This is a genomic window from Synechococcus sp. RC10A2 (assembly GCF_047502605.1).
Window position 1 is genome coordinate 1 of sequence record NZ_JANSHP010000049.1, and the last position, 12,239, is coordinate 12,239.

The 12,239-nt window shown below is 59.8% G+C and carries 11 protein-coding genes, 1 tRNA gene and 1 pseudogene; 5 read left to right on the plus strand and 8 right to left on the minus strand.

Features of this window, described 5'->3' with window-relative positions; genetic code table 11:
• Positions 1–34: 34 nt before the first annotated feature.
• The gene (locus NW848_RS06530; protein ID WP_414510849.1) at positions 35–244 is read right to left on the minus strand and encodes a hypothetical protein; all 210 of its coding nucleotides are present in this window, start codon (positions 242–244) and stop codon (positions 35–37) included.
• A 538-nt stretch (positions 245–782) separates the two neighbouring features.
• Positions 783–867: transfer RNA gene (locus tag NW848_RS06535), tRNA-Ser, on the minus strand.
• A 214-nt stretch (positions 868–1,081) separates the two neighbouring features.
• On the opposite strand from NW848_RS06535, the gene scpB reads away from it, so the two are divergent.
• Positions 1,082–1,636, plus strand: coding sequence for an SMC-Scp complex subunit ScpB (gene scpB, locus NW848_RS06540; protein ID WP_011431618.1), 555 nt, complete (start codon positions 1,082–1,084; stop codon positions 1,634–1,636).
• A 206-nt stretch (positions 1,637–1,842) separates the two neighbouring features.
• Here the strand turns inward: scpB and NW848_RS06545 are convergent, their stop codons facing one another.
• Positions 1,843–2,493 carry a peroxiredoxin gene (locus NW848_RS06545; protein WP_011431619.1) on the minus strand — a complete coding sequence of 217 codons (651 nt, stop codon included), beginning with the start codon at positions 2,491–2,493 and terminating at the stop codon, positions 1,843–1,845.
• 322 nt (positions 2,494–2,815) lie between these two features.
• Between NW848_RS06545 and NW848_RS06550 the strand changes: the two genes are divergently transcribed.
• Entirely contained in the window at positions 2,816–3,829 is a 1,014-nt protein-coding gene (locus tag NW848_RS06550) for a hypothetical protein (RefSeq protein WP_414510850.1), read from the plus strand.
• Positions 3,830–3,878: 49 nt separating this feature from the next.
• Here the strand turns inward: NW848_RS06550 and NW848_RS06555 are convergent, their stop codons facing one another.
• From NW848_RS06555 to csaB, 4 genes are all read right to left on the minus strand, one after another.
• Complete coding sequence (locus NW848_RS06555) at positions 3,879–4,961, minus strand: mechanosensitive ion channel family protein (RefSeq protein ID WP_011431621.1); 1,083 nt, start codon at positions 4,959–4,961, stop codon at positions 3,879–3,881.
• Positions 4,962–5,115: 154 nt separating this feature from the next.
• Complete coding sequence (locus NW848_RS06560) at positions 5,116–5,970, minus strand: alpha/beta hydrolase (protein ID WP_414510851.1); 855 nt, start codon at positions 5,968–5,970, stop codon at positions 5,116–5,118.
• A 137-nt stretch (positions 5,971–6,107) separates the two neighbouring features.
• Complete coding sequence (locus NW848_RS06565) at positions 6,108–6,692, minus strand: CPBP family intramembrane glutamic endopeptidase (protein WP_011431623.1); 585 nt, start codon at positions 6,690–6,692, stop codon at positions 6,108–6,110.
• Between the two features lie 151 nt (positions 6,693–6,843).
• Entirely contained in the window at positions 6,844–7,995 is a 1,152-nt protein-coding gene (gene csaB / locus NW848_RS06570; RefSeq protein WP_414402428.1) for a polysaccharide pyruvyl transferase CsaB, read from the minus strand.
• 788 nt (positions 7,996–8,783) lie between these two features.
• On the opposite strand from csaB, the gene NW848_RS06575 reads away from it, so the two are divergent.
• The 3 genes from NW848_RS06575 to NW848_RS06585 all read left to right on the plus strand — a co-directional run bounded on the left by NW848_RS06575 (position 8,784) and on the right by NW848_RS06585 (position 11,932).
• Complete coding sequence (locus tag NW848_RS06575) at positions 8,784–10,766, plus strand: transglycosylase domain-containing protein (RefSeq protein WP_414402427.1); 1,983 nt, start codon at positions 8,784–8,786, stop codon at positions 10,764–10,766.
• The gene (locus NW848_RS06580; protein ID WP_414402426.1) at positions 10,763–11,143 is read left to right on the plus strand and encodes a hypothetical protein; all 381 of its coding nucleotides are present in this window, start codon (positions 10,763–10,765) and stop codon (positions 11,141–11,143) included. The genes NW848_RS06575 and NW848_RS06580 overlap by 4 nt, the downstream gene beginning before the upstream one ends.
• 189 nt (positions 11,144–11,332) lie before the next feature.
• A complete protein-coding gene (locus NW848_RS06585; RefSeq protein WP_011431628.1) occupies positions 11,333–11,932 on the plus strand; it encodes a superoxide dismutase in 600 nt (199 codons plus the stop codon).
• A 97-nt stretch (positions 11,933–12,029) separates the two neighbouring features.
• Here the strand turns inward: NW848_RS06585 and NW848_RS06590 are convergent.
• Positions 12,030–12,239: pseudogene (locus tag NW848_RS06590) on the minus strand (serine/threonine protein kinase); the annotation flags it as partial.

A 12,239-nucleotide genomic window follows, 5' to 3' on the forward strand; every position in this document is an offset into this window, starting at 1 on the left:
TTCTCTCCTTCCTCTTGAATACCTGTACCCTATTTTAAATTAAAAGGCTGTAACTTTGCATTTTTCTCTCGTATTCTTCCATTCTCTCTTCATAAGTCCAGGATTCGTATAAGAAGCGGGCTAAGGTGGCCACACCAGCCATCCCTGCCAAGATTAGAAAGAATGGAGCCTCAGCAATAATCAGCGCAATTAGGGCAACGACTCCAGCTCCAGTTGACAGGGCAGCCTGGAGCTTGTCCATCACACGGGTTGGGAGCTCTGGTAGTTGCGGCTTGACTGGTCGAGGGGGTAGTTGAGGTGGCTCAGGTTCTCTGGGGCGAGGGGGCAGTTCTGGCCCGCTCAGTTGCAGGCTGATGGGGGTGGGAAGAACTATATAGGGATAGCAGTCACTCCGCTCATATTTGAGGATTGGGTGGGGCTTCCAGCTCGGCGTGTGCATTGCGCTCTACTTGATCTGGCGGTTGCCCTGTAATATGCCAGAGGCCACTTTTCCAGTCAATTCTCCCTGGGCCTGTAGAGCTGCAGCTTGTTGTCCTTTTGCACCACCACCCGCTTCCAGCCTGCCTCTGTCCGGTAGATGAAGCTGATGTTTCGGGGCTCCGGGTTGTGCCCCGCTGGCAGCGGTTTGCCCTGGGCCCTGGCCCTCAGTCGGTCGGCTACGTCGAAGAGATAGCCAACCTCTAGATAGGCGTAGAAGGGCCTATCTAGGAGTAGGGGCGTGGTAGGGGGCTAGATCCGCCGAACAGCATTGTGGGTTACTCAATAAAGCAACGGAAAAGCAACGGAGAGGGTGGGATTCGAACCGACGGTGGCGTGAACCACGGCAGTTTTCAAGACTGCTTCCTTAAACCGCTCGGACACCTCTCCAATTCTCTGGGATCCCCAAACCCTATTTATGCTACGCAATTGGCTTCAGGCTGTGCAATTGTACTCCGCACCGAGTAGCGCGATGGGCGAGAAAGCAGACCCTGCCATGGTTTAGCATAGCAACGCTCGCCTTGGCCCAGGCCGCCCCAGCAGGGATCCCTCAGTCTGCAACTGCTGCTATGCTACGGGACAGGTTAGCGGATCCCTTGTCGCTATGCCCTCGCGTCGTTCCAAGTCGGTTTCAGATTCCAGGCCAGAGATAGGAGGGGGGCGTCTTTTAGCCCTGAAAAATCAGATCGAGGCAATCCTCTACCTGAAGGGACAGCCGTTGGCCCTATCGACGCTGGCCCAGTTGGCCCACTGCAGCCGCGAGGAGGCCTACGATGCGCTGTTGGAGCTGATGGAAGACTACGCCCACCGCGATTCTGCCCTAGAGGTGCTGCAGGTGGAGGAGGGGTTTGCTCTGCAGTTGCGGGAGCCTTTTCTGGAGCTGGCCAACCAGCTCTTGCCCCCTGAAATCGGGGTGGGCGCCACCCGTACCTTGGCAACCATCGTTCTACGTGGCCCCCTCTCGCAAGCTGACTTGGTGGAGTTGCGCGGTCAGGGCGCTTACCAACACGTGGCAGAGCTGGTGGAAAAGGGCTTTGTGACCCGCTATCGCAAAGAAGGCAGCCGCTCCCCCTGGTTGCGGGTGACGGATAAGTTCCATCGCTACTTTACAGTGGAGAGGCTGGCCGAAACAGCAGCAGCTTCCTTCCCCGAAGCCTAAACTTGCCGCCCAACTCGATCCCAACCCCACCGGCGATCGTTCTCTCCCAGAAGAGGAGGTTTCGCCTAGGCCAGCGCAGCGCCCTCCGAAACCGTCTTAGGCGGGTTTAAAGAACCATAAAGTCAAGGATCCCCTCGGCGGGGATCCAGAGAAAGGAATCACGGCTTCGGCGGAGAAGGGATCCCTTCCTGCCAAGGGGGGTGGACTTACTTATTGGGCTGAGGGGTGAGCCGCAGGTAGGGCTTGAGCTCCTTGTAACCTTTCGGGAACTTTTCTTTTAGCACTTCAGGATCCTGCAGCGAAGGCGGGATAATGACGTCGTCGCCATCTTTCCAGTCGGCAGGGGTGACGACGCTGTACTTATCCGTCAACTGCAGAGCGTCGATGGCCCGCAAAAGCTCGTCGAAGTTGCGGCCCGTGCTGGCCGGATACGTAAGGATGAGGCGGATTTTCTTGTTGGGATCGATAACGAAAACCGAGCGCACCGTCAAGGGCAGCCCTTCTTGGTTAAGGTTGGTTTGATCCAACATGCCGTAGAGCTGCGAGACCTTGCGGTCTACATCTGCCAAGATGGGGTAGTTCACGATAGCGTTCTGGGTTTCCTCGATGTCTTTCACCCAGCCCAGGTGGGAGTCCACATCGTCCACGCTGAGGGCCAGCACCTTCACCCCCCGCTTTTCAAATTCGGGCATCAGCTTGGCAACGGTGCCCAGTTCGGTGGTGCAGACCGGCGTGTAGTCGGCAGGGTGGGAAAACAACACTACCCAGCTATCCCCGGCCCAGGAGTAGAAGTCAATTTCGCCGTGGGTGGACTTTTGCGTAAAATTGGGAGCTGTATCGCCAAGTCGGAGAGCCATACGCTCTTTCTCCTCAGTAAAGAGTTCAGTCCGGTGAGGCCGGGATCCGGATCCTTGCCATCGATCGATCTACAGTCTATTCTGCCACAAAAACTCCACTTTTCCGAGCGGATTTTAGGATATTTTAAGGTGTTGCCAACTTGCCGGCTAGGGGGAGTGCCCTTTCCCGACGTAAACGATTGTTGCGGGGGAATTAATATTCTGTAAGTTCTTTACAGGCTGCAACGGCGACGTGCTAAGGGTATTGTAGGTAACAGAATCTAGCTTCTCGGGCGAGGCCGTGGGATCGATGGGAAGTGCAGAAACAGCTACAACTTGCAGCTTGGCCACCCTGTGGGCCCAAAAATATGTAGACAAGCTGCGGGCGCAGGCGGCCTTGGGCGAGCTGCCGGGCGCCCAACTGGCCGACAAAGTGAAGGGATCCCTGCGCTTTGCCAGCTCCCAGGCCTGGGCCAAGACAGAGCGGCTCTTGGCTGCTGAAATACCCAAGCAGCGGCTGGATCCGGACTTGATCGATCCCTGGCAAATTGCCGAGGATTCTCGGGATTTATTTGAGGCGGCAGCGGAAAGTTGTGGGGAGGGCCTCTCGCCGGCTCGCTTTTCGGTGCAGATCGCGCCGCTCTGTGGCCGGCTGAGGGCCCGCTACAGCGAACGGGATCCGCGGGTGCTGGGCTTTTTAAGTATGCAATTCCACTACACGGGGCAAATGGTCTTGCAAGCCCTATCCCCTCAAGAGTGCGGCCTCTTCCACCCCTACTTGAAGGTCATGGACGACCACCTCTACATGCCCCTCCAGAGGATGTACGAGGGTGCCGCCGCCCATGCAGGCGATACCTTTTCCGCCCCCCTGGCTGCCGTGCAAGAGCTCTTGCCTCTGGTTACCAGCGTGGCAGAGTCCATCTGTGCTGAGGTGGCGCAGCGTTTCCCAGGCTATCGCTGCGAAAGCGGCCCCTTGACGGATCTGGAGGTGCGGATTTCCAGCATCCGCGATGTGGAGATGTTCCAGGTGTACTTGGGCCTCTGCGTCCTGGAAGGCAGTGTGGCGGCTGTCCAACAAGAGCTGTTTCCCCTGTGTGTGATGCTCTACCCTCCTTTGAAGGTGGAGTGGAAGCTGGTGCGGCAGATGCTGGAGCTTTTGGATGAGGCGCTGCGCTTTCAGCTCACCCCGGCCAGCTACACCGTCCTGCTGCCTTATCTGCGAGCCGTGCAGAGCATGTTCTCGCTGGAGGTTTTCCCCGAAAGCGACCCCATCTGGAGCCATCATCCTGACGTGATGCGCTTTATGGGAACGGCGCAGAACCTGTTGCAAGAACTGATGGGTCAAGGAGCTATCTGAAAACCCGCCGGCAGCCCCATTCCCATCCCACTTCTTTACTAAGAGAGGACTAAGAGAGGTTGGTGAGGGCACCCTGCTGCTTCGAGCTCAGGTAGAGCAACTGCGTTGGGTAGGCAAATTCGATTCCCTGTTCCTGAAAAGTTCGCTTCAGAGCCAAGTTGATGCGCTCCTGCACATCCATGTAGAGGTTGTAGTCTGGGCTGAGCACGTAGTAAACCACTTCGTAATTGAGGCTGAAATCTCCGTAGGCGGCGAAGTGGGCGCGGTCAAATTGGGCGTTGGGCTCGGCTTCGATAATTTGTCTCACCAAGGTTGGAATGGCCTGCAGCTTTTCGGGGGGAGTTTCGTAAACAACGCCAAAGCCAAAAACCACCCGCCGCCGCTGCATACGTTTGTAGTTGCGAATTCGGGATCCGGTGATATCGGTATTGGCCATCACGATCTGCTCTCCGCCCAAGCTGCGTAGGCGCGTGGTTTTGATGCCGATGTACTCTACGGATCCCATAAAATCGCCCAAAATTATAAAATCCCCAATCTCGAAAGGCCGATCCATCAAAATAGAGATATAGGCAAACAGATCCTGTAAGACTCCTTGCGCCGCCAAAGCAATGGCTATACCGCCAATGCCCAAGCTGGCCACCAGTGCTGCCACATCAAAACCCAGATTTTCCAGCAGAAACAAGATACCGATAAGGGTAAACACCACCCGGATCAGAGGGGAGAGCAACAGCAAGCTTTGCTCGGTGGTGGCATCGCCTTTTTTGCGCATCAGGTAAATGCGCAGAGCATACTCTACACTGGCGCTGAGGAGATTGATGCCCAAGTAGGTGCCAACGACAGTGGCCAGGATGTCCAGAGTTTGCCGCAGGACGGTGGCCAAATTTAGGCTGCTCAAACAGACGTAAATCAGAGCCAGGTAGAGCAAAGGGATCAGGTAGCGCTCTACTAGTTGAATAGGAGTATTGCCGGGGATCCCGCTGAGTTTAGAGAACCAACCTGCCAAGGTTCGGAGAACCAAGCCCCGCAACACAGTGCGGATGGCGAAGATCCCGACTACAAAGATGAAAAATACCAGCAGGTAGTTCCAAAGGGGGTTGCCCAGCAGTTGGAAGCTGAGAATCTCCTGAAGCATGGCCTTGAAAACCGCCTTCTTCGGTCAACCAACAGCGAATAAAAGCAGCGGGAAAGCCCAGGGCAAAAGAGTCGCCTGGATTTGCTGCTTCTGTAACCAGTACCCTCTGGGTCTTAGCTAACAAAACAGGGACATCATAACACTGTGTTTATCGCTACTTAGCCGGCTGCTTGGAGAAAGGATGCTCGGGATCCACCAGCTCGGCCACAAATTGGTGCAGGATGGGCAGGTAGCGCTCCCCGGCCACTTGTAGCAAATTGTTGTGATCGGCTCCCTCGATGGGCACCAAACGCTTGGGATCCCGTGCCGCTTGGTAAAGGGCTTCGGCATGCCAGAAGGGGATCAAGCGATCCTGGGTGCCGTGCAAAATCAGCAGTGGGCAGTTGATCTGGGCGATGCGGCTGAGGTTGTCGAAGCGATCAAAAGGCAGCAGCGGGATGCGGGTCAAGACGCGAAAAGCAGTTACAAAGGTCGATTCCAGGATCAGACCCCCCACCGGCTTTTGGGCTGCCAAGTAAACCGAGGGCCCGCCCCCCACCGAGCGTCCGTAAACCAAAATCCGCTCCGGCGGGATCCCCTGCTCCACCAGATAGGCGTAGGCGGCCTCAATGTCCTTGTAGGCACCGGCTTCGGAAGGGATCCCTTCGCTGGTGCCGTAGCCGCGGTAGTCGTAGGCCAAGACGGCAAACCCCCCCTGCTGCAGGCCAGCCAGGCGCGGCAAGATATCTCCCAAGTCCTCGGCGTTGCCGTGGCTGTAGAGGAGGGTATAGGTGGCTTCGGGGTTGTGCAGATACACCGCCGAAATCTGCAGGCCATCGGCGGTGGTGAGCTTGAAAATGGCATCCCCATCCTGGTAGCTGGCGGGGCGAGGCAAAAAGATCAGCCGCTCCGATTGAAACCAGCCCAGCCAGAGCAGGTAGCCGTACACCCCCAGGCCAATAAGCAGCAAGGATCGCCCCACCTGCAGCCCCGGGAAGGATCCCAAAATCCAATTCAAAGGCTTTAACATCCCTCGGCTTGGCATCGAGATAATTCTCCTCACCCCCGGCCCCTCCCCCAGAGGGAGAGGGGGAATTGGTGGCGGCGACGTCGGCAACTAAGGCCTACGGCCCGCTCACGCGAAAGGCCTACGGCCCGCTGACGCGATCAGGATTCGGCTGGCAAGGCGGAACATTTCCAAAGGCAAACCCCAATCCAGTTAACCAGAGTATGGGCGACGATGGTCACCAGCAGGTTTCCCGACAGCCACACGCCCAGCCCCAGGAGGACGCCCACGGCGCTGGCCCAGACGGCATAGGGCCAACCCTGCCATCCCAGCCAATGCAAAACCCCAAACAAGAGGCCGCTCAAGAGGATCCCGCCCGTCCACCCCAAGGGACTGGCCACCAGGGATCCCATCAGCACGCCGCGAAACAGCCATTCCTCGCTCCAGCCCGGCAGCACCCCCACCCAGAAGATATCTGACCACTGCAGGGGATCCGCCACCAGGTGCAAGTAGGCGGAAGCCGCCCGGCGATAGGCCGGCCAAAGCCAGTAAGCCCCGCAGCTGAGCAGCGCCACCCCCAGCCCCAGCGCCGTTCCCCAGGCAACGGCCAGCGGATCCCAACGGAAGGGCACGCGCAGGGATCCCAGCCAGATCCAGAGGCCGGCGATCACCGCCGCGATCAGGCTGGTCAGGCCCATCCCGATCAGGATCTGTTGGCGCGTACAGGGTTGAATCTCGGCACTCATGGGAGGGGATTTGGCTTGGCACCCTATTCCCAGGGTAGAGCGAATCTCGACAAGGACGGCTGCCTGAATCCACACTGGCAGCGGGGAACACTCCAAGCCCTGAAGGGCGGGGCCTAGGCCGCCATTGTCTCGGTCAACAGGGTAGGAGCTCTCAACTCCCCGCTGCTTGCCAGTGGAGGTGCTGCCTCAACAACTGGGCGTGCTGGGCCGATCGCTCCACCCAAACGGCCACTTGGTCAGGGCCGAGGGCCGGCCCATCGGCATAGCAGGCCAACCAAGCCCGGTGCAAAGCTTCCGGATCCTCTGGGATCGCCTCGAGATCCCAGCCGGGCATGCCCAATTCCTCAAGCAGCGTTGTCACCTTGGGATCGTAGCTGAGGCCAAAGCAGGCACAGCCCTCGGCTGCCGCCATCACCAGGCCGTGGTAGCGCATCACAATTGCCAATTTCACCCCCCGAAAGACCCCCTTTAAAAGATAGGGATCCCGAATTTCCAACACCTGGCTGTGGCCGGGCAAGCGCTGTTGCAGCCGTTGCGCCAAGCGGTAGTCTGGCCCCAGGTCGGGGGATCCAGGCGGAGCCAGTTGGAAGGGCAGCAAAAGCAGATAAGCTCCGGTGGCAGCCTGGAGGCGTCTCAGGCCCTCAGCCAAAATCTCCAATCGCGCTGGAGTGAGCTGGGGATGCTGCCGCAAGACCACGGCAATGCGGGGCTGAGGCCATCTTTCCCACTCCGGCAGGGTTTTGGAGGGCAGGCCCCAAACCGGATCCGGGGCCACCTGATGGGGGATCCCCCAGGCTCGCAGCCATTGAGAAGCAACGGCGTCGCGCACGCTGATGGCTGTACAACCTGCTAGAGCGCGGCGGGCCAGCTCGCGGATCCAGCCCCGCTGCAACGGCCCGATCCCCTGGGCCCAGGCCAAGGTTTTCAGCCCCCGCCGCTGGGCCCAGAGCATCAGTCCCAGGTAGTAGAGGGGGCTGCGCCAACTGGTGCGATCCTGCAGCAGGCCGCCCCCACCCCAGATAAAAGCTTGAGACTGCCTCAGATAGCGCCGCAAAGCCCAGCCATCGAAGCGCGGGCAGGCCAGTACCCCATAGGTGGCAGCCGTTTCCGCGGGGCGAGGAGAGAGCACCACCGGCTGTACAGGGCCGGACAACTGCTGGAGTTGCCGCAGTAGGGCCAGCAACAACGCCTCGTCGCCGGCATTGCCGTAGCCGTGGTAGCCACAGATCAAAACCCGTGGCCCCTGCATCGAGCCGATTTGCTCAGGCAAGTTGCGCCGGGATCCCCAATCAGTAGCAGTCAAGGTTGGTCGAACTCGGCCCGTTGCATCGAGAACCTAATCCAGCCTACAGCTTCCTTCCGGGATCCAGAGCGCTGCCGGCGCAGACATCTCCCTTGCAGCGGAAGGTCTCAGACAGGTCTTCCTTGATGTTCTCCCCACGGCTATAGCTTGCTTCCGCGCAGCGCTCTGCCAGGGGGGTCTTTCTCAGCTTGTGGGATGGCTCCCACTTGCCGAGCTGCCCAGAGCATGCGGTTTGCATCGCAGGGGACGCCGTAACCCCAACTCCCAGACCTATGGCCCGCTTGCGGGAAGGGATGTGGAAACACCCCAGATACTTCCTCTTCTTGCCGCAGTTTCGTATCTCGGCTATTGCTCTAGCCACCTGGCAAGACGCTGTCCTGGATCTTCTGGCCCTGCCAACACTGCCAATGACAAGAGTCCTGGATATCGAGATAGCGCTTCCAGGCGCAAGATCTCAACGCGGTGGGACAGGGATCCCTTTTGCAGAAAAGTTTGCTAAGCAGTTCTAACTGAGTTTTTCGCACGTCGATAACAATCTTGCCGCCCTTCTGGGGCGAGATAGCGGCGAGGCAGCCGCCTGCCCTGCGAAACAGCATGTCGAGATCCGGGCTGGTAGGGAACTGGGGATCCCAGCAGCCAGCAGACAAAGCACTCGGAAACCCCCCACGCTCACCCGGATTTGGCCCACTCAGAGAGGGAAAGGATCCCCTGCCGGCCTAAGAAGCGCCGCCCTATAATGGGTCAGACTTGCGGTCGCTCCGCAACGCTGAAGTGACGGGGTTTTTGAGGTGACCTACGGTCGCAGACCATCGGCCCGCTGGGCTAGGAATTCGGCTTCGCAGCATCCTTACAGCCGCCCCTTTCCGGGGTATGACGAGTATGCCGACGCCGCCCGACCCGCTCGCCCCTCCTGGAGAGCTCAGGCCGCCGCCACGGTGGGCAACCTGTTGCTGGGATCCCTGCTCTTGGGATCTACAGCGACGGCTGCCGGCTTGATGGGGTTGGCCATCAGCTTCCGCAACCTGCCCGATGTGCATCAATTGCGGGACTACGTGCCGGTGGCCACCACCCACATTGTCGATATTCGCGGCGAGCCGATTGCCAGCTTGCACGGGGAAGCCAACCGGGAAGTGATCTCGCTGGAAGAGGTCTCGCCGGAGATGAAAAAAGCCCTGCTGGCCATTGAAGACAGCCACTTCTACACCCACCCCGGCATCAACCCGGTCAGTTTGGGCCGGGCGCTGCTGGGCAGTGTTGAAGGGGGGTTGGGCTCGGCAGGAGGCGGCTCCACCCTGACGATGCAACTGGTGAAGAACCTGTTTTTGAGGCCGGAGCGCACCCTCAGCCGCAAGGTGGCCGAGATTGTGCTGGCGGTGCGGCTGGAGCAAGTCTTTACCAAAGACGAGATCCTGGAGATGTACCTCAACCAGGTGTACTGGGGGCACAACCTCTACGGCATCCAGGCGGCGGCCCGCAGCTACTTCAACAAGGATGCGGCGGAACTGAACTTGGCGGAAGCAGCGATGTTGGCCGGGATCCTGCCGGCCCCGGAAATCCTCAGCCCCTTTCGCAACCTGGAAGGGGCCAAGCGACGGCAGCGGCTGGTGCTGGATCGCCTGGTGGAGCTGAACTGGGTTACCCCGGAAGAGGCCCAGGCGGCACGGGAGCAAGAATTGACCTTGGGCCGCATCACCTCCTTCCAGAGCAACGCCCCGGCGGTTACCGACGCCATTGAGGCAGAGCTGCGGCGCCGCTATGGCGAGCAGGCCATCCTCCAGGGGGGGCTGCGGGTTCAGGCCACTATCGACCTGCGGCTGCAGCGCATTGCCCAGCGCATTGTCAACGAAGACGGGCCTCGCCTTACCGCCACTCGCCGGGCTGATCAGATGGCTCTGGCGGCGGTGGATCCCCGCACAGGCTACGTCAAGGCCCTTGTGGGCGGCATCAACGCCCAACGGGGCCAATTTAACCGCGCCACCCAAGCCTTTCGCCAAACGGGATCCACCTTTAAGCCCTATGTGTACTACGCGGCTCTGGCTACCGGCCGCTACGGGCCCAACAGCATCCTCTACGACACTCCCATCACCTATCCTGGCTCGCCTCCCTACAGCCCGAAAAACTACGACAACACCTTCTACGGCCCCCTCACCTTTGCCCGCGCCTTGGAGCTCTCCCGCAACGTGCCCACCGTCAAGCTGGCAGATGAAGTCGGGATCCGCAACGTCATTGCGGCAGCCCAGGCCACGGGCATCAGTGCCGAGATGTTTCCCAACTTGGCCACGGCCCTGGGCTCGGCCAGCGTCAGCCCCCTGGAAATGGCCGCCAGCTATGCGGTGTTTGCCAATGGCGGCTACCGGGTGGAGCCAACTCTCTTGGCTCAGGTGGTGGATCGCAACGGTCAGATTCTCTTCGAGGCCAAGCCCCAGCCGCAGCGGGTTTTGGATCCCTGGGCGGTGGCCACCCTCAACCAGATCCTCAAGGGGGTGGTGACCCAGGGCACGGGGACGGCGGCCCGTCTGGACGATGGGCGCCCGGTGGCCGGCAAAACCGGCACCACCTCTGATTTCCGCGACGCTTGGTTCATCGGCTATGTGCCGCAACTGTCCACCGCCATTTGGATCGGCAACGACAACAACTCCCCCATGCTGCCCGGCACCGCCGGCGGGGCCTTTGTTGCCCCCACCTGGAAGCGCTTCATGAGCGAGGCCCTGCAAGGGATCCCACCCCAGGACTTTCCCAGCCCGCATCAATTTCCCCCTCCCCGACCATGAGCTACAGCGAGGAGCGGCTGGCGCGCATCGAGCGCACTGTCGAGGCCAACGCTCAGGCCATCGCCCAACTGGCCCGGCAAAACCAAGAGCTGATGCAAACCATTGCCGGCACCGAGGAGCGCATTGCCAGAGCCGAGGAACGCATTGCCAGAGCCGAGGAACGCATTGCCAAAGCCGAGGAACGCATTGCTGGCGCCGAAGAACGTCTGGAGGCCGAGGTCAAACGCTGGGACGAGCGGTTTTTCCAGCTCAGCCGCGATACCCTCAACTTCACCCGCAATGTGGTTACCATTGCCGCCATCACGGCGGTTTTGATCCCCCTGCTCAGGGATGTCGCTCCCCTGCTGATCGAGCTGCTGCGGGAGGGATCCCGTTAGCTCTGGCCCCCTGCTTGGAGAGGAGGGGACGGTCTCAGCCTGCACGGAAATGGCGAGGGGATCCCAAAGCGTAATCATTCTGAGTTACACTAAGACTGCAAAGAAAGGTAACGCCGTTGTCCGATTTATCTTTGCCTTCGCTGCGTCCTTTCTTGCATTCTTTGCACAAGACACAGAGGACAGACGATTATGGCTTTTGAACTCCCGGCTCTGCCCTACCCTGCCGACGCCCTCAAGCCCTATATGTCGGCGGAAACCTTCTCCTACCACCACGGCAAGCACCACGCCGCCTACGTGGCCAACCTAAACAAGCTGATCGAAGGCACCGAGCTGGCCAATAAGTCGCTAGAAGAAATTATCAAGACCACGTTTGGGGATCCCGACAAAGTGGGCATCTTCAACAATGCCGCCCAGGTCTGGAACCACACCTTTTTCTGGGAATCCATGAAGCCAGGTGGGGGCGGCGCGCCGACGGGGCCCATCGCCGACAAGATCAACGCCGATTTTGGCGGCTACGACAAGTTTGTCGAGGCCTTCAAAACGGCGGCGGCCACCCAGTTTGGCAGCGGCTGGGCCTGGCTGGTGCTGGACAACGGCACCCTCAAGGTTACCAAAACCCCCAACGCCGAAAACCCGCTGGTGCACGGCCAAGTGCCCCTGCTCACTTTGGATGTCTGGGAGCACGCCTACTACCTGGACTACCAAAACCGGCGGCCCGACTTCATCAGCGCCTACCTGGAGCACCTAGTGAACTGGGATGCCGCCAATGCCCGGCTGGCTGCTGCCTGACTGACTCTCTTCTGGGATCCTCTGACGGGGGATCCCATCGAGGACTAGCCTTGCCCAGCTCTTTGCTAGGGGATCCTCAGGGATCCCTTTTTTGCGCCTAGTCTTTCCCCAAGCGTTCCCGCTCCTCGCGCAACCGCTCCAGAAAGCCAGGGGTGGGAGGTTGGGTTGGAGGGGCTGCAAGGGGAGCAGAAGTTGGAGCAACCCGGTTCACTTGGGGAAACAAGGGTTGGTTGATGGGCTGTGGGGGGAGAGGCTTGGCTGGGACACGAGCTGGAGAAGGTGGAGCAGCGGGTGTGGGCACTGCAAC

Bases quoted from the DNA above. Each gene is read 5' to 3' on its own strand.
- scpB (WP_011431618.1), top strand. From the start codon at position 1,082: ATGCCCTCGCGTCGTTCCAAGTCGGTTTCAGATTCCAGGCCAGAGATA.
- NW848_RS06545 (WP_011431619.1), bottom strand. From the start codon at position 2,493: ATGGCTCTCCGACTTGGCGATACAGCTCCCAATTTTACGCAAAAGTCC.
- NW848_RS06555 (WP_011431621.1), bottom strand. From the start codon at position 4,961: ATGCTTCAGGAGATTCTCAGCTTCCAACTGCTGGGCAACCCCCTTTGG.
- NW848_RS06560 (WP_414510851.1), bottom strand. From the start codon at position 5,970: ATGTTAAAGCCTTTGAATTGGATTTTGGGATCCTTCCCGGGGCTGCAG.
- NW848_RS06565 (WP_011431623.1), bottom strand. From the start codon at position 6,692: ATGAGTGCCGAGATTCAACCCTGTACGCGCCAACAGATCCTGATCGGG.
- NW848_RS06580 (WP_414402426.1), top strand. From the start codon at position 10,763: ATGAGCTACAGCGAGGAGCGGCTGGCGCGCATCGAGCGCACTGTCGAG.
- NW848_RS06585 (WP_011431628.1), top strand. From the start codon at position 11,333: ATGGCTTTTGAACTCCCGGCTCTGCCCTACCCTGCCGACGCCCTCAAG.